This is a genomic window from Glutamicibacter bergerei, assembly GCF_054495185.1.
The window spans coordinates 3,117,439-3,134,628 of sequence record NZ_CM137131.1 but is presented as its reverse complement, the minus strand read 5'-3'; the positions used below and the strand labels follow the sequence as shown (position 1 = coordinate 3,134,628).

Here is a 17,190-nt window from a genome sequence, read left to right as displayed (position 1 = left end):
TTGCTTAGCCGCCTAGGGTGTGAAGCTGAGATGAATCACTGATCATCTGCCAGCTAGGAGCCCTGCGATGAGCGACTTCCCGCTTCCCGTCGACCACGAATGTCTCGCCTGCTATATGTACCGCGTTGCCGGGCAATCGCCGTGCGACGGATCCTTGCGCGTACTGAAGGAGTACCGCGATCACAGCGCGCCGCGGGCCACCGCCTTAGAACGTAAAATTCGGTTGCTGGGCGGTTACTGCGACTGCGAGGTTCTCATGAACGCCTTGCGTCCGGCAGGCACCGAAGCGATCCGAGCGATAGATCGCGGCGATGACTTGATCTGCAAAGGAGTACGCCGCGGCTGTATTCAACCCTGCGAACAGTGGATGATACGCCGCGGCGTGCAATGGGCCGGCGGGCAATTCCGCAGCCGGGGTGCTTAAAACTCTTAGTCCTCGATCACGTGGGACTGGTTGTTCTTCTTTTTCTTGCTCGCCATCTGGGCTTTGAGCAGTTCGATCAGGATCGGAATGATCGAGATGAAGACGATCAGGATGAAGATGATGTCGATATTGTCTTTGATCCAGGTGAACTGACCCAGCCAGAAGCCTAACAAGGTCACACCGACGCCCCACAACAAGGCACCAATAAGGTTATAGGCGACGAACGTCTTGTGGTTCATCTTGGCTACACCAGCGATCACCGGCACGAAGGTGCGCACCACGGGGACGAAGCGTGCAAGGATGACCGCGCGGCCACCGAACTTCTCAAAGAATCCGTGTGCTCGCTCCACGTTCGCCTGCGAGAAGAACCGGGAATCTGGCTTCTTGAAGATCGCCGGACCCGTCTTCTTACCAATCATGTAGCCAGTCTGATCACCGGCAAAGGCACAGACAAAGATTGACAGGGCAAAAAGCCACAGTGGGACATGAATCGTTCCGGCCGCGATGAGCATGCCCACGGTAAAGAGCATGGAATCGCCTGGCAGGAAGAACCCGACAAGTAGTCCGGTCTCCGCGAAAACGATGCCGCAGACTAACAGGACGACCCATGGGCCTAAGGCCGGGTCGTTAAGGAAGACAACAGGATTCAGCCAGTCGGGCAGGAACGCTGCTCCGAGGGTTGGCGTCCCGAACTGCGTCATGAGCGAGAGGAAAGAAGTTTGATCTAGCACGCTCAAAGACTACGGTAAATCGCTGTGAGTTTCCCAGAGAGCTGGCCATATTGCTCCTGCGCCCGCAGACACTAATTCCATGCAGAATAACGGTATTTAGGCCATTGACCGGCACAGATCTTAGCAATGTGTGCACGGAGCGGATCGGAGGCAAATCGCTGACGATGCATCACAAGTTGCCAAGGTCACAGCCTATGCGCGGTTTCAAGTCATCTGGTTCTCGAATTCTCACCGCTACGCACCTGCAGGGCAGCACCGGCATGACAACGGTCATGGTCATGACATGACTTTCTGCTCTTCTCAGCGTGAGGCATCGCGCGAAGACTATAAGTATGCAAACGCTGATTAAAACCGAAGCAGTTTCGCTGACCGGGTTGACCAAGACCTTCTCCACCTCGCGCACCAAGGTCCAGGCGGTCAAAGGAATCGACCTGCAAATCCCCACCGGGCAAATAGTGGCTTTTTTGGGGCCCAATGGTGCCGGGAAAACGACCACCATTGACATGATCCTTGGGCTGACCAAACCGACCGCAGGTGCCGCGAAAATCCTCGGTCTTGACCCGCCCCAGGCGGTTTCCTCCGGACGCGTCTCGGCCGTCCTCCAAACCGGAGGGCTACTGAGAGATATGACGGTGAAGGAAACCGTGACGGTCATTGCCTCGATGCACGGCAAGTCCGATCGCATCAACGAGGTCATGGAACGAACGGGCCTGACCCGCATCGCTAAACGGCGTGTGGGCAAGTGCTCCGGTGGTGAACAGCAACGCATCAAATTCGCGCTGGCCTTACTTCCGGATCCGGACGTGCTGATCCTCGACGAGCCGACGGCCGGCATGGACGTGATGGCACGCCGCGAATTCTGGTCCACGATGCGATCCGAAGCCACCCAAGGGCGCACCGTCATTTTTGCCACGCACTACTTAGAAGAGGCGCAAAACTTCGCCGAACGAACCATCTTGATGAGCCAAGGAAAAATCGTCGCCGACGGTGCCACCGCCGAATTACGTCAGCTCATATCTGGCCGCACGCTCAGTGCGTCGTTCACCTCAGAAGATCAGGGGGAGCAGGCGGCAACATTTGATCAGTCGGTGCAGATTACCGAACGCAACGGCTCACGTTTCGCCTTCCAATGCCAAAACTCGGACCGCTTTGCCGCTGCGCTGCTGGGCGAATACCAAGCCTACGATCTAGAAATTTCCTCCCCGAGCCTGGAAGACGCCTTCATCCAGCTGACCAAGGACGCCTCATGATGACCACATATATCCGGGTAGAGTTCGCCCGGCACTTCCGCGACGGGTACAACCTCATCTTCGCGTTGTTGCTCCCGGCAGCCATGTACATTCTGTTCGGCAACATTCCCAGCTACACCGCCTTCGACCTGGGCGCCGGCAACGTGAAGTTCTACCTGATGATTTCCATGGCCGCCTACGGCGCAGCAGTCAGCACCGTGGCGATCGCCGGCACCGTCGCGACCGAGACGATGCAGGGCTGGGGCCGACAAATCGCGCTGACCAAAATGCCACCGGCGGTATTCGTTGGCAGCAAGATGATCGTCGCGGCAACCGTCGCCGGAATTTCCGCGGCCATAGTCTTCGCCTTGGGCGCCGCCACCGGAGCGCAAGTGAACGAACCGTGGATCTGGGGTGCCAGCTACCTGATCGTCCTGCTCGGCGCGATGATCTTCGCCTGTTACGGGATCGGGGTGGGGATGGTCTTCAAATCGGAATCCGCCCTCGGTCTGGCCTCCGGGCTGATGGTGTTCTTCGCCTTCTTCGGAAATGTGTTCATGCCCTTGGAAGGTGGCATGTTAGACGCCGCCCGTTTCACCCCAATGTTCGGCTATGTCGCGTTGGCACGCTACCCGCTGCTCAAGGATATGCCGTCAGGAGTAGAGATGGCGCCGGATCCATTGTGGATGCCAACGGCTAACCTTGTGGCATGGGCAATCATTTTCGCGCTCTTCGCGGTAGTAGCAACCAGGAAAGCCAAGGCGCGCCAGTGAAGCTAAACGCACAAGGTATCAACCAAGCCCCAGAAGAGGCTTGCGACTTCGGCGATGAGCAGAAGTTCTGGGACCGCTGGGGTTGGATGGTGGCCGGAGTATGGATCATCTTCTTGGTCTTCCCCATCCTTGACCTGCTCGTCGAAGACTATCCGCTGCCCACCAGAATCATTGGGCTAAGCCTGGTGGTGTTGTTCGCAGCCATTTACCTTGGGGCTTATGCGAAATATTCGTGGATCGTCGGCCAAGGCGGAACCGATCAACGCCGAGCGCACGTGTATTTCCTGATGCTCTGCGCCATCATCGTCATTGGCGTCCCGGTGACCGGATTAACCGTCATGGGTTTGTTCCCGTTCATCACCTCTTATGCCGCGTTCCTGCTGACCAAAAAATGGACCATCACCACCTATGCCACGGTGCTGGTGGCCTGCTTTGCGCTGCCGGTGTACTTCGGGAAATTCACGGACGCAATTTTCCTGATTGGCCTGAACATTGTCTTGATGGTGGTGTACGTAATTACCGTCGCCGCCATCACCCGCTCGACTGACGCCGAGCGGATCCGGGCCGATTTCCTTGTGGTGGCCGAGCAAGAACGCGTGGCCAGAGACGTTCACGACGGTATCGGGCACTCGTTGACGGCGCTGAATTTGAAAGCGCAATTGGCCTTGCGGCTGATGGATGAAAAGCAGTACCAGCAGGCTCGTGGCGAATTGGTGCAACTGAGCGAGCTGGCGGTTGACGCCCTGGACTCGGTGCGCACCACCGTCCAAGGACTTAACCGTCAAGACCTAGAGGTTGAACTGGCGGAGCTACAACATGCGTGTAATGACAACAACCTCGAATTCACGGTAGCCGGAACCGCCGAGCAGATCCCGTTGCAGCATCGCTCGCACGTGGCGTGGATCCTGCGTGAAGCGGTGACCAACGTGCTGCGTCACGCCCACGCAAGCACGGTGGTGCTGCATATCGAACCGGGCCAAGTCAGTATCGACGATGACGGGGACGGCTGCCAAGCAAATAGCCCCGGACATGGCATCCGAGGAATGCAAGAACGCGCCCGTCAATTCGGCGCCAACTGTACAGTGGGTTCATCACGGCTGGGCGGAACCAGCGTGCAAGTAGTCTTTGACGCCAAGGAGGCCCGGTGATTCGAGTACTCATCGCCGATGACCAGCACCTGGTCCGCGGAGCGTTGGCTGCGCTGTTAAATCTGGAAGCGGACATCACCGTGGTCGCCGAATGCGCGGACGGTGATGAAGTGGCCCCCGCATTGGATACCCAGCCCGCAGATATCGCGTTGCTCGATGTGCAGATGCCGCGCCAGGACGGATTGCGTACCGCCGCCGAACTAAAAACCAGCCACCCCGGGGTGAAAGTTCTGATCCTGACCACCTTTGACCGGCCAGGGTATTTCCGCCAGGCCTTCGAAGCGGGAGCCCACGGATTCCTCGTCAAGGATTCGCCGCCCGCGGAGCTGATCGCCGCAATCCGCAGGGTCTACTTAGGGGATAAAGTGGTCGATCCGCAACGCGCGATGCTCAGCGTAGAAACACGGAATAATCCGCTGACCGAGCGGGAAAGAGAAATTCTGGGCTTCGCGGCCACCGGTGCCCCGGTGTCAAAGATTGCCTCCACGGTCCACCTGAGTGCCGGAACCGTGCGCAATCACCTGTCCAACGCGATCGGCAAAACCAATACGACCAACCGAATTGAGGCTGCACGTTATGCCCGCGAGGTGGGCTGGATCTAACGCGTCGCGAAGTGCGTGATCAAACCGATGACCCACACCGAGGTGGCTAGCAGCACGCACCCGAATTCGACGAGAATGCCCAACCCCATGGCTTTGAGTGTCGCCCACGACGAGGCGAGGGCCCCAGCAAATTTACGGTGCCGGGCCGCTTCACCGATAAACAGTCCCAGCGCAAAACCAATAAACAACCCCACTACTGGGATGATAAACGCCCCAGCAATTGCACCGATCAGCCCCCAGAAGATCGAGCCCTTAGGAATCTGATGTTGTTTGAGCTTGCGCCCGGTCAGCACCGCGGAGGCGGACCAGCCCAAGGCGGCGATCAGCATGCCGAGCCCCGCCGCCCACCAGGAAGCTCCCGAACCAAGCAGCCAACCCCACCCCAAGAGGGTCACAATGGTCAGCAGCGATCCGGGAAGTACCGGGATGATCGTGCCCAAGGCGGAAACGATCAGCAGTAATCCGGCGATAACGGTGTAAATAATCTGTGCATCCACACCCTTAGTGTGGCACGGTGAAGTCAAGAATAACTTTTGGGCACGAGCAAAATCTTGAGGTGTTTGATGAGTCAGCAGCAACACGGCACCATCGGTGTGCAGATCACTAACCACGTAGCCACGCTTACCCTGAATAACCCCACCCAGTACAACGCACTGACCAAGGACATGTGTCTTGAACTGGTCGGCGCGTTTTCCGGATTATCCGTTGACCCGCAGGTGCGCGCGATCCTCATCACCGGGGCCGGGGCAAACTTCAGCGCGGGCATCGCCATTGACCAAATGGATCTGGTGCTCTTTGACGAGCCGGTGGACGGGGAACTGGTCAACCATTTTGATCTGGTGGATCGGGCGATCACTAGCTGTCCGAAGCCGACCATCGCGGTGGTGCGGGGAAACTGTTTTGGCGGGGCCTGGCAGCTGGCTTCGGCCTGCGATATCCAGTTAGCGGCGGACACTACCCGGCTGGCGATCACCCCGGCCAAGGTTGGGTTGGTTTTCCCGCGTCCGGGTGTGGAGCGTTTGGTGCAAACCGTGGGGCCAAGCCGCGCCAAATACCTACTCTTTAGCGGCGCGGAAATCTCCATGGAGCAAGCCGCAGCCTGGGGCCTGTTTACGCAGGTGGTCCCCAATGAGAAACTCGAAAGCCAACTGGCGACGCTAATCTTCCAAATGGACGCAAATTCCGCGTTCTCCATAGTGCACACCAAACAGGCCATCACCATGAGTACCGCGAGCACCCCGGACTCGTTGTCCGACTCCTATTGGGCGCAGCTTTGGGAACACAACGCTCGCAGCGAAGACCTGGCCGAGGGCCGTGCCGCCTTCGCTGCGAAACGTCGTCCAGAATTTACCTGGGTCTCACCGGAGAACTAAAAGGCACCAACTAGGCGCCGTGCTTAGCCACCAGCTCACGCTTGAGGATCTTCCCGCTGGGACCCAGCGGGAATTCGCTGACGATCTCAATATGCCGCGGATACTTGTATGCGGCGATCTGCTCGCTGATCCAGGCGCGAATACTTTCCGCCGTCAACGTTGAGCCGGGTTCCAAGGTGATCGACGCGGCGATCTCCTGGCCGTGCACCTCGTGCGGGATCCCGTACACGGCGGCGTTAGAAATTTCCGGATGCCCGACCAGCACCTCTTCGACCTCGCGTGGGTACACGTTGTAGCCGTTGCGCAGGATCATATCCTTGGTGCGGTCCATAATGCGCAGGTAACCGTCTTCGTCTTTGGTGCCCAGGTCCCCGGTGCGGAACCAGCCGTCTACCACTGCCTCGGCGGTAGCTTCCGGACGGTTCAAATACCCGGAGAAAAGGTTATGTCCGCGGACCACCAGTTCGCCCAGCTCCCCGGTGGGTAACAACCGGATTTCCTGCGGGTATCCCGGATCTGCGATCTCCACGTCCACGCCCCAGACAGCGGTGCCGATGGTTCCGGGCCGAGGTTCGCGTCCGAGCTGATTAAAGGCTGCCACCGGCGAGGTTTCGGTCAGCCCGTAGCCCTCATGGATTGGCGCACCAAAGCGGTCCTGGAAAGCGGTGAGTATCGCCACCGGCAGCGCGGCCCCACCGGAGACCGCATAACGAAGCTTGGTGGGATTATCGGTCCGCGTCTTTCCGGCCTCGAGCAGCGCCACATACATCGTCGGCACACCGAAAAAGATGTCGATATTTTCGTCGAGCACCAGATCTAGGGCGCCCTTCGCGGTGAATTTTGGCAACAGCACGATCTCGGCACCCGCACGTATCCCGGTGTTGAGCACCGCGGTTTGCCCGAAGGTGTGGAACAGCGGCAGCCCACCAAAAATCTTGTCACCCACTCGCATATCGATGGTGTCCAGCAGCATCGTGCTGGTTTGTTCTACCAGCGCCAGGTGTGTGCCTAACGCACCCTTGGGTGTTCCGGTGGTGCCGGAGGTGTAAAGGATGGTGGCGATATTTTCTGGGTGCTGCGGAACGTAGGTGGTGATCGGGCTGGCTTTGGCCGCCCGATCTTCGAGCCGGTCGGTCTTCAACTCCTCCGGTGCCAAGACGCTGAGCAGCTGGACCCCGGCAAGCTCCGCCCCGGCGGCGCCTTCACCGAGCAGCGGCGCCGCGCAGATGAGCATTTTTGCCGAGGCATCATCAAGCACATAGGCGATTTCTTGCTTCTTCAGCAACGCATGCACCGGGACCACAATCGCACCCAGCGAAAGGATCGCATAGTAAACGCGCGCAAAATCGGTGACGTTGGGAATGAGTACCGCCACCCGATCCTCGGCTTCGATGCCCGCCTCGCGCAAGGCACCGGCGTAGGCGCGCGTTTCATCCCAAAGCTGCCCGTAGCTGGTGCTCTGCCCATTGACGGTGATTGCTTTGAGCTCACGATGGCGCACCGCGCTCTCGGCCAATAGCGCGGCCACGGACATGGTCAGGTTTGAGTTCGAACGAATCACTGGGGGCTCCTAAAGCAAAACAAGCAAGTGCGTGAGGTAGGTCACCTTAACAGCGTACTGACACTTTGTTCCAAATCAAGGTACTGAGTATCATTATTCTGCTCAGAGCCCATTGAATACCCCGCGGGACAGACTTAGACTCAGCCTGTCATCACTAATCAACTCGCAAACCAAGGGGACAAAATGTCCATACCCGATTTTCCGCCCGGCGCACCGTGCTGGATCGATTTACTCACCAGAGATCTTGATGCCGCCAAATCCTTCTACTCCCAGCTCTTCGGCTGGAACTACGAGGTGGGCGACGAGGAGAATGACGGTGGATACCTGACCGCGACCAAGGATGGGCTGGCCGTCGCGGGCCTCATGAGCAACGATCCAGACAACGACTACCCGGACGTCTGGAGCACCTACCTGCGCGCCGATGACATCGGAGCGCTCGCCGACAAGGCCGAATTTCATGGTGGTCAGGTCTACCTGCCGCCGGTCGAAGTCCCCGAGCAGGGGCGGATGGCGATGATCGGAGATCCCTCGGGACTGGGGGTGGGGCTCTGGCAGTTCGCCGGGCACACCGGCTATCAGAGCCAGGGCGAGCCGGGCACTCCCGCCTGGCATGAACTGCACACCAGAAAGTTTGAAAGCTCGACGAAGTTTTATAGCCAGGCACTTGGCTGGGAGCTAGAGGTGCTCAGCGATAATGATCAGTTCCGCTACCAGACGCTGGGTTCCGGTGAGCAGGCGCGGGCCGGAATTATGGACATCTCGCACTTTGATGATCCCAGCCTGGCAGGTTGGAAGATCTACTTTAACGTGGCCGACGTAGACCAGACGGTCGCCACGGCGGTGGCCGCTGGGGGCGCCGAGATCAGTGCGCCGATGGATTCAGACTTTGGCCGGGTGGCCGTCATCGCCGATCCCACCGGCGCCGAGTTCTACGTCATCGCGGCCAATAACTAGGGCGGTGGAGCCGAGCCAACCAGCTGATTTCCAGCACCATTCGGCGCATAATCGCCGGGGTACCTACAAGTCAGCGCGGCGCTAGGCGGTATGCTCGAAATTATGCAACAACGACTACTTGGACGAACCAATAAAACCGTTTCCGTCATAGGCCTCGGCACCTGGCAGCTGGGCGCCGACTGGGGAGAGGTGGATGAAGCCGACGCTTTCTCGGTGCTCGACGCCGCCTACGGCGCGGGCGTCAGCTTTTTTGACACCGCCGATGTTTACGGCGACGGACGCAGCGAGGCGCTGATCGGCCGCTGGTTGAAGGCCAATCCGCAGGCGCAGGTCACCGTGGCCACCAAAATGGGCCGCCGCGTGGAGCAGCTTCCCGAGGCCTACAACCTGGACGCCTTCCGCGCCTGGAACGATCGTTCGCGCACCAACCTGGGCGTGGACACCCTAGATTTGGTGCAGCTGCACTGCCCACCGACCCCGGTGTACTCCACCGATGCGGTTTATGACGCGCTAGATACGATGGTCGACGAGGGCCGGATGGCTAACTACGGTGTCTCGGTGGAAACCGTGGACGAGGCGTTGGCCGCGATCGCCCGCCCGAATATCGCCACCGTGCAGATCATCATCAACGCGTTTAGGCACAAGCCGCTGGAAGAAGTTTTGCCCGCAGCCCGCGCGGCCGGAGTGGGAATTATCGCCCGCGTACCGCTGGCCAGTGGCCTGCTGACCAACCGTTATACGCTAAACACCACGTTCGCGGATAACGATCACCGCAACTTTAACCGCGACGGTTCGGCTTTCGACGTGGGCGAGACCTTCTCCGGCGTGGACTACGCCACCGGGTTAGACGCGGCCAAAAACTTCGCCCAGCTGGCCGCCGCTGAGGCGCCCGAGGCAACCAGCGCCCAGGTGGCCTTGGCCTGGTTGGCCGCCCAGGAGGGGATTAGCTCGATCATTCCCGGGGCGCGCACCGCCGATCAGGCGCGAGCCAATGCCGCCGCCGGATCGCTGCAAATTTCCGGCGGCTTTAACGCCTCGGTACGCGAGCTCTATGACACGAAGCTTCGCGCGGCCATCCACCCACGCTGGTAATCGACGTTTAAACGGCCCGTGCGGCCGGTCCCTGAGGGCCGGCCGCACGGGCTTTTTCACTTCCTAGTGCGGCGCGCCGACACGAATGGTTGTCCCCAACGGCACCGGGCCAACCGGGCGATGCTGGCCACGCTCGGCCACATACTCCAGCTCGGTGTCCGCCACCTCCGGCGCATTGACGAAGGAGCGGAAACGGCGCAGCTTGTCCGGATCGGCCAAGGTTGCGGCCCATTCATCCTCGTAGTTGGCCACGTGCGTTTCCATGGCTGCCTCCAGCTCTTCGGCCAGGCCCAGGGAATCGTCGATGACCACCTGCTTGGCCCGTTCCAGGCCGCCTTGCAGATCCTGGAGCCAATGCGCGGTGCGCTGCAACTTGTCCGCGGTGCGGATGTAGTACATCAGGTAGCGGTCGATGTATTTGAACAGTGTCTGCTCGTCCAGGCCGCTGGCGAGCAGCTGGGCGTGAGCCGGGTTGGCGCCGCCATTGCCACCCACATACAGGTTCCAGCCATCGGTTGTGGCGATCACGCCAATATCCTTGGCGCGAGCCTCGGCGCACTCGCGGGCACATCCCGAAACACCCATCTTCAGCTTGTGCGGTGCGCGCAGGCCGCGGTAGCGCAACTCCATCTCGATGCCCAACGCGGTGGAATCGAGCATGCCGTAGCGGCACCAGGACGAACCCACGCAGGTCTTCACATTGCGCAGCGACTTGCCGTACGCCTGGCCGGATTCGAACCCGGCGTCCACCAGCTCGCGCCAGATCTCGGGCAGCTGCTCCAGGCGGGCACCGAACATGTCGATGCGCAGGCCGCCGGTGAGCTTGGTGTACAGGCCGTACTTCTGTGCCACCGCGGCGATCACGCCAAGTTTCTGCGGGGTGATTTCGCCACCGGGGATGCGCGGCACCACCGAATAGGTGCCGTCCTTCTGCATATTGGCCATCACCCGGTCGTTGGTGTCCTGCGCGCCGGCAAGGCCGGCATCCATCGGGTGCACGCTGGTCTGCGAGGAGAGGATATTGGCGATGACCGGCTTGCAGATATCGCATCCGGTGCCGGTGCCGAAACGATCCATCACCTCGCTGAAGGTCTGCAACCGGCCAACGCGAATCGCTTCATAGAGCTCCGGGCGTGAGAAGGCGATATGCTCGCACAACGCGGAGGAAACTTCCGCGCCGTCCTTGAGCATCTGCGCTTCCATGAGCTTTTTGAGCATGGGCACGCATGAGCCGCACTGGGTTCCGGCCCGCGTGCAGCCCTTCAGCCCGGAGACGGTGGTCACGGGAGCCGCGCCCTCGAAGCAACCGCAACCGGAGACGGCATCGCGGATGGTGCCGGCGGTGACCGAATTGCAGGAACACAGCACCGCATCATCGGGCAGCTCGCCCTCCGGAGCCTCGCCGCCCGGGGCACTCAGGTAGGCACCTGGCTCGCCAGGAAGTTCCCGGCCGAGCAACGGACGCAGCGACTGGTAAGGGCTGGCATCGCCAACAAAAATGCCTCCCAGCAACGTCTTGGCATCGGCCGAAACCACCAGCTTCTGGTACAGACCGCGCGGGGCATCCGCGTAGACCACTTCCAGCGCGCCCTCGGCGCGGGCAAAGCCATCGCCGAAGCTGGCTACATCCACGCCGGAAAGCTTGAGCTTGGTCGCGGTGTCGAAACCGGCGAATTGCGCGTCTCCGCCGGACAGCTGCTCGGCGACGATTTCCGCCATGGCATTGGCCGGAGCGACCAGGCCGATGCAGAACCCGTCGTAGTTCGCGACCTCACCGATAGCCCAGATGTGCTCGATGTCGGTGGCGCAATGCGAGTCGATAACCACGCCGCCGCGTGGACCCATGCCGAAGCGCGGCGCCTGACTGCCGGCCTCATCTAGTGCCGCGTTGTAGTTGCGGATCAGCTCATCGCGCGGACGCACGCCGATGGAAACAACCACCATGTCGGCATCGATCAGGCGTTCATCGGCCATCAGCACGCCGGTGACAGCCGTGCCGCCAAGCTCCTGGAGGGTGATGATTTCCTTCGGGAAGACTCCGTTGTGCACCGTGAATCCGGTCTGCTCGATCAACCGGCCCATGGCCTGGCCAGCACCTTCATCCAACTGGGTGCCCATCAACCATTTGCCGCCGTCAATGACTACCGCTTCTGCCCCCAGCGCTTGGGCGCCTGCGGCGGCTTCCAACCCGAGCAGGCCGCCACCGATGGTAGCGACCACCGGGGTGCGGCCCAACGTGGTCTTCAGTTCCTTGACCTTTTCGGCGATGGACCAGACATCTTCCAGCGTGCGGTACACGAAGGTGTGCTCGTTGCCGGTGATTGGCAACGTGGCTGCATTGGATCCGGTGGCAAGCACCAAGTCGTCATAGTCGAAGGTGCGTCCATCCGCGGTCGACACCGTGCGCTTCACGCTGTCGATAGCGATGGCCTTGGCATTGGTTTCCAAGGTGACATGTGCTGCTTCCCAGAGCTTCGGGTCGCCGAGGGTGAGATCGACCCCGGGGTTGGTCAGCGCCTGGGAGAGTGCCACGCGGTCGTAGGGAAGGTGGGTTTCTTCGGTTAAAACTGTGATGCTCAAGTCCTGCGGTGCGCGGCTGGCCAGCGCTTCGGTGAAACGGTGAGCTGCGGGGCCGCCGCCGATAACCAGGACATTGCGTGCAGTGCGTGGTGTACCCATGATCTATTTCGACTTTCGCTGGGAAACGGTGAGTTTCAGGCTGATGAGTCCACTGTAGAAAGTACGTTTTGCGCCGCAATTACACCCGTGTTTCGGCCGGAGCAATTCTCTCCACCGTGGACCAGCGGCCTAGTGAAGCTGCCGAAACATAATCGAATCATTCGGCCGGGAAATCGATTCGGTGATGCGAAAAGATTAGGAAAAACCGGCGGAATGCCGGAAGAAAAATGAATTCACGGTGCTCATATTTGTTGTTAGCGATGCTTTACCCACTAGCAATCACGATTGGTATCGGGCGAAACATGCGGCTTCTAAGCTCGATTTATCAGCGAACACCAACCACGAAGGACTGACATTCATGAGTACGCAAATTGCAGAAGTAACTCGGGAAGCAACCTTGAACTTGGTTCCGCTTTGCAGCAGCGCAGACTTGGAGCGCGGATGGGGAGAAGCGCTGTTGCTTGAAGGCAGACAACTGGCCCTGTTCCGCACCGAAGAAGACGCCTTCTACGCGACCTCGCATCACTGCCCCAACAGTGGCGCGAAGGTCATAGCCCGCGGCATTTTGGGCGACACCGTGGTCGATGGATCTAACGTGTCCACAGTTGCTTGCCCGCTGCACAAGGAAGTGTACCGCTTGGATAACGGGGAATGTCTGAACACCGATTCGCTGCCGTTGCCGGTGCAGCGGCTCGTGGAAATCGAGGGACAACTATGGATGGAGCAGAGCAAATGAGCTCAAATGCAGACCGTATCCTCGACGTTGAGCATTCGGCCTGGCAAGGCTGGATTGAGATCCAGGACGAGACGGAACTGCTTGCAGCGAGCTAACGCCGGCTGCCGCGTTGGGCGGTGGCGGCGTGCAAGAATAATGCAACTCGCATCATCATCTATTCGTAGGGACGAAGGCATAGAGCTTTCGTCCCTACGCTTTTGCGTGGCTGGGCAGGACAGGCGAAATGGCGGCCGGCTCGCTAGGCGCCGACCACCAGCAGAGTCATTACGCCAGGGACGGAGCCTTGGAAAGCAGCTCTTCGATTTTTGATTTGCACCCTCCGCATCCGGTGCCCGCACGGCAGCTTTCTCCCACCTGCGCGACGGTTGTGCATCCAGCGTCCACCGCATGGGACACCTGTCCGTACGTGGCACCGGAACACCGGCACAGCTGATCTTCATCGCTGGGGATCGCCGAGATTTGATCCGTTGCCGGATCATCTAGGCGCAGCAGGCTGGAGCGGTCCTCCGGCAACGCGGTGCCCCGTTCATAGGCCAGCACAAGTTCGGCACTGGTTTGCGGCAATCCCATGGCCAGGAATCCGGTAATCGCATCCTGGCGGGTGACGATCTTGAGGTAGCGTCCGCGTGCAGGATCTGCGTAGACGGTGGCCTGCAAGTCCGTATCGTCCCAATAACCGGCGCTGATATCACCGGCGGCGGTCAGCTCGATGCCTTGGCCCTTGAGCATCAGTACGTCGGACGCGGAGAAGTCAGGAGCAGCAAGCGGCTCGGATGCGGCCGAACTAGTCAGCTGCAACAATAGTTGGGACAAAAATGCGGCCTGAGCCCACCCCGGGGCCAGCAATCCGACCGGCGGCTGTCCGGAAACTTCGGCGCAGTCACCCAAGGCGAAAATTCGCCCCTCGGTATCGGCGCATAGGAATTCATCGGTTTTGATACCACGGCCCACCGGCAAACCACAGCCCGATGCCAGCTCTGTTCTGGCTCTCACACCCGTGGAAATGAGCAGGGCATCTGCCTGGATCAGCCCGTGGGTGGATGTCATTAAGCCGGTGAAACCCCGTGCATCCTTTTGAACGCCGGTTGCCTTGGCTCCCGGGATGACCTCGACACCGGCTTCACGCAGATTACGTGTCAGTAACGCCCCTCCGTCTGCATCCACGACGCGCCCCAGGGGTGTTGGACCATGATGCACCAGTACCGGCTGCGCCCCGGTACGTGCAATTGCCAGGGCTGCCTCGATGCCCAGAACACCTCCGCCGAGAATCAAAATGCGTTGGCCCAGACCGATCGATTTGCGCAGCTGATGGGCATCTTCGACCGTGCGTAGGGCGAATACGCCGGCAGGCAGGGAAGCGTCGGTATGTGGTTCGAAGTTCAGGCCATTGAGCGTCGGGACCACGGCCCGGGCGCCGGTGGCGAAAACAATCCGATCGTAGGACACGAAGTCGTTGTCGTCCAGATGGATTCTGCGGCGTGAACGATCGATGCCGGTAGCCCGTACACCCAAGCGCACTTCGATTCCGGCATCGGCCAGGCGTTGCGGATCCGCCATGCTCAGGTGCGCGAACTCGGCGGCCCCCACCGCCAGCTCAGCGAGCAGCACACGGTTGTAGGCCAGCTGGTCTTCGGCGCTGATCACCGTGATTTCGCATTGACCGGACGCCGCAGCGGGCAGCAGGCCCTCAATGAGGGAAGCTGCGACGGGACCGAAGCCAATGATAATAATGCGTTGCGGGCGTTGCTCGTTCATTGTTCCTCTTTCACAGCGCTCAGCGAAACATGGGCGTGCTTGAATTCAGGCATCCTGCTGTGCGGGTCAACCTTCGCCTCGGTCAGCAGATTTGCGGTACCTGACGTCGGGTAGTGGAAGGGCAGGAAAACCGTGTCTAGCCGGGCATCGACGGTCAGCAGTGCGCGGGCGGTCACGGCACCGCGTTCATTGCTGATCACGACCTTCTGCCCCTGGGCAATCTGGTGGGCTAGGGCGGTTGTCGGATGAATTTCAAGTCGTGGTTCCGGTGCGGCCTGGGCTAGCTCGGGAACGCGGCGAGTCTGCGCGCCGGACTGATAGTGCTCAAGCAAGCGGCCGGTAACTAGTGACACGGACGAGTTGTTCTTCCGGGGTGCCGGCTGGAAGACAACTGGCACCAGCACAGCATGCTGGTCTTCATGGGCAAAGCCATCAAGGAACAGCCGCGGGGTGCCATTTCGGATGCCGCGCTCGGCCCTGACCTCGGTGCCTGCAGGGCACGGCCAGTAGATGGCTGCCCCGGCATCGAGGTCATCCCAACGCACCCCCGAGTAGTCCGCCAAGCCGCCGGCTGAAGCCAATTTGAGTTCCTCGAAGACTTCTTGGGCATCGGGGGAGAACCGCCCTGGAGCGTTCAGACGTTGGGCGAGCTGAGAGAGGATCCACAGTTCATTGCGCGCATTTTCTGGTGCCGCCAGGGCAGCTCGGCGGCGCAGGATCCGGCCTTCCAAGTTGGTCATGCTGCCTTCTTCTTCAGCCCATTGCAGCACCGGCAAGACCAGGTCCGCTTGGGCTGCAGTCTCTGAAAGGAAGAAGTCGCAGACCACCAAGAAATCCAGCCTGGACAGGGCCTGGATCACGCGTGACGCATCGGGTGCGGAGATCACCGGGTTAGCCCCGTGGATCATCATCATGCGCGGACCGGTCGGGGTACCTAGCGCGTCAAGGAGTTCAACGGCGGGAAGCCCGGGGCCGGGGATGGTCTCGGGGTCAACGCCCCAGACGCGGGCTACATGCGCACGGTGTTCGGGGTCGGTGATTTTGCGGTAGCCGGGAAGTTGGTCGCACTTTTGCCCGTGTTCCCGTCCACCCTGCCCATTGCCCTGGCCGGTGATGGTGCCGTAGCCGCCGGCGAGGGTTCCGGGCAAGCCGAGCAGAAGCGCGAGGTTGATCGCGGCGGTGACCGTATCGGTGCCGTTGGAATGCTGTTCAATGCCGCGGCCGGTGAGTATGTAGACCGGCTTGCCGCCGGTTTTCGCTTCGCTAGCGGCTTGGGCCAGAGCTCTGGCGGTGTGCCGAATCTGTTCGGCAGGGACGCCGGTGACCTGGGCAGTTCGTTCCGGCCACCAGCCAGCTAGTGAACTTCTCAGTGAGTCGAAACCGTTGGTGCGGGCGGCTAAATAGCAGGTATCGGCCAGGGACTCGGTCACCAGCACGTGAGCCAAGCCCAGCAGGAGCGGAAGATCGGTGGCCGGGGTTGGCTGCAGATGCCAGCCAGCATTATCGGCACAAAGTTTGGCAGTTGCAGAACGGCGTGGATCAACCACGATCAGGCCGCCGTTATCCCGGGCCCCAGCCAGATGCCGGACAAAGGGAGGCATCGTATCGGCCACGTTGGAACCGAGCATCAGGATCATCCCGGCCCCATCCAGATCGGCTAGCGGGAAGGGCAGTCCCCGGTCCAAGCCGAAGGCGCGGTTGGTGCCGGCGGCAGCCGAGGACATGCAGAACCGGCCGTTGTAGTCGATGCGCGAGGTGCCCAAGGCCAGCCGTGCGAACTTGCCTAGCTGGTAGGCCTTTTCATTGGTCAGCGAACCGGAGCCGAAGACCGCTAGTGCGTCGGCTCCGGATTCAGCTCGGATGTTCAGCGCCTTCTGGGCAACTAGATCCAGCGCATGCTCCCAGCTGATCTGGGCAAAGCTTCCGTCGGCCTGGCGAAGCAGGGGTGCCTGCAGGCGTTCGGGGTGATCGAGCAGCTTGGCGGCGCTATATCCTTTTCGGCACAGCGCCCCGCCATTGGTTTCAAAGTCGCGGCCCGTTAGGCTCACGGGTTCCGGGCTGTTTTCCTGCAAGTTCGGTTCAAGGGTGATGCCGCACTGCAGGGCGCAGTAGGGACAGTGTGTGGCGGTCATC

General features: G+C 60.5%; 15 protein-coding genes. 9 read left to right on the top strand and 6 right to left on the bottom strand.

All coding sequences use genetic code 11. The features are described 5' to 3' along the window. Nucleotides 1-67: 67 nt before the first annotated feature. Complete coding sequence (locus ACX5K5_RS14525) at nt 68-424, top strand: DUF2695 domain-containing protein (protein ID WP_188683297.1); 357 nt, start codon at nt 68-70, stop codon at nt 422-424. Nucleotides 425-429: 5 nt separating this feature from the next. On the opposite strand, the gene ACX5K5_RS14520 is transcribed toward ACX5K5_RS14525, so the two are convergent. Then, on the bottom strand, nt 430-1,125 hold the full coding sequence (locus ACX5K5_RS14520) for a DedA family protein (protein ID WP_188684049.1): 696 nt from the start codon (nt 1,123-1,125) through the stop codon (nt 430-432). Between the two features lie 362 nt (nt 1,126-1,487). Here ACX5K5_RS14520 and ACX5K5_RS14515 point away from each other — a divergent pair, with 362 nt between their 5' ends. The 4 genes from ACX5K5_RS14515 to ACX5K5_RS14500 are packed head-to-tail and all read left to right on the top strand — an operon-like array spanning nt 1,488 to nt 4,907. Next, entirely contained in the window at nt 1,488-2,405 is a 918-nt protein-coding gene (locus tag ACX5K5_RS14515; protein WP_096253902.1) for an ABC transporter ATP-binding protein, read from the top strand. Next, a complete protein-coding gene (locus tag ACX5K5_RS14510) occupies nt 2,402-3,157 on the top strand; it encodes an ABC transporter permease (protein ID WP_096253903.1) in 756 nt (251 codons plus the stop codon). The genes ACX5K5_RS14515 and ACX5K5_RS14510 overlap by 4 nt, the downstream gene beginning before the upstream one ends. Further along, entirely contained in the window at nt 3,154-4,305 is a 1,152-nt protein-coding gene (locus ACX5K5_RS14505) for a sensor histidine kinase (RefSeq protein WP_459174604.1), read from the top strand. Before ACX5K5_RS14510 ends, ACX5K5_RS14505 begins: the two co-directional genes overlap by 4 nt. Then, complete coding sequence (locus tag ACX5K5_RS14500) at nt 4,302-4,907, top strand: response regulator (protein ID WP_346059585.1); 606 nt, start codon at nt 4,302-4,304, stop codon at nt 4,905-4,907. The genes ACX5K5_RS14505 and ACX5K5_RS14500 overlap by 4 nt, the downstream gene beginning before the upstream one ends. On the opposite strand, the gene ACX5K5_RS14495 is transcribed toward ACX5K5_RS14500, so the two are convergent. After that, complete coding sequence (locus ACX5K5_RS14495; protein WP_346059586.1) at nt 4,904-5,404, bottom strand: DUF456 domain-containing protein; 501 nt, start codon at nt 5,402-5,404, stop codon at nt 4,904-4,906. The genes ACX5K5_RS14500 and ACX5K5_RS14495 overlap by 4 nt on opposite strands. A gap of 66 nt (nt 5,405-5,470) precedes the next feature. Between ACX5K5_RS14495 and ACX5K5_RS14490 the strand changes: the two genes are divergently transcribed. Next, entirely contained in the window at nt 5,471-6,280 is an 810-nt protein-coding gene (locus ACX5K5_RS14490; RefSeq protein WP_459174603.1) for an enoyl-CoA hydratase/isomerase family protein, read from the top strand. 10 nt (nt 6,281-6,290) lie between these two features. Here ACX5K5_RS14490 and ACX5K5_RS14485 read toward each other — a convergent pair whose 3' ends face one another. Then, the gene (locus tag ACX5K5_RS14485) at nt 6,291-7,814 is read right to left on the bottom strand and encodes a long-chain-fatty-acid--CoA ligase (protein ID WP_096253911.1); all 1,524 of its coding nucleotides are present in this window, start codon (nt 7,812-7,814) and stop codon (nt 6,291-6,293) included. Between the two features lie 210 nt (nt 7,815-8,024). Between ACX5K5_RS14485 and ACX5K5_RS14480 the strand changes: the two genes are divergently transcribed. Both ACX5K5_RS14480 and ACX5K5_RS14475 read left to right on the top strand, forming a co-directional pair. Next, nucleotides 8,025-8,795 carry a VOC family protein gene (locus tag ACX5K5_RS14480; RefSeq protein ID WP_096253908.1) on the top strand — a complete coding sequence of 257 codons (771 nt, stop codon included), beginning with the start codon at nt 8,025-8,027 and terminating at the stop codon, nt 8,793-8,795. Nucleotides 8,796-8,897: 102 nt separating this feature from the next. Further along, entirely contained in the window at nt 8,898-9,887 is a 990-nt protein-coding gene (locus ACX5K5_RS14475) for an aldo/keto reductase (RefSeq protein WP_443447983.1), read from the top strand. 63 nt (nt 9,888-9,950) lie between these two features. On the opposite strand, the gene nirB is transcribed toward ACX5K5_RS14475, so the two are convergent. Continuing rightward, on the bottom strand, nt 9,951-12,566 hold the full coding sequence (nirB, locus tag ACX5K5_RS14470; protein ID WP_096253909.1) for a nitrite reductase large subunit NirB: 2,616 nt from the start codon (nt 12,564-12,566) through the stop codon (nt 9,951-9,953). A gap of 358 nt (nt 12,567-12,924) precedes the next feature. Between nirB and nirD the strand changes: the two genes are divergently transcribed. Beyond that, nucleotides 12,925-13,302: a nitrite reductase small subunit NirD gene (gene nirD, locus ACX5K5_RS14465; protein ID WP_096254773.1), complete on the top strand. Its 378-nt coding sequence runs from the start codon at nt 12,925-12,927 to the stop codon at nt 13,300-13,302. Nucleotides 13,303-13,566: 264 nt separating this feature from the next. Here the strand turns inward: nirD and ACX5K5_RS14460 are convergent, their stop codons facing one another. Both ACX5K5_RS14460 and ACX5K5_RS14455 read right to left on the bottom strand, forming a co-directional pair. After that, nucleotides 13,567-15,057 carry an FAD-dependent oxidoreductase gene (locus tag ACX5K5_RS14460; RefSeq protein WP_096254774.1) on the bottom strand — a complete coding sequence of 497 codons (1,491 nt, stop codon included), beginning with the start codon at nt 15,055-15,057 and terminating at the stop codon, nt 13,567-13,569. Then, nucleotides 15,054-17,189, bottom strand: coding sequence for a molybdopterin oxidoreductase family protein (locus ACX5K5_RS14455; RefSeq protein ID WP_346059587.1), 2,136 nt, complete (start codon nt 17,187-17,189; stop codon nt 15,054-15,056). The genes ACX5K5_RS14460 and ACX5K5_RS14455 overlap by 4 nt, the downstream gene beginning before the upstream one ends. Nucleotide 17,190 lies beyond the last annotated feature (1 nt).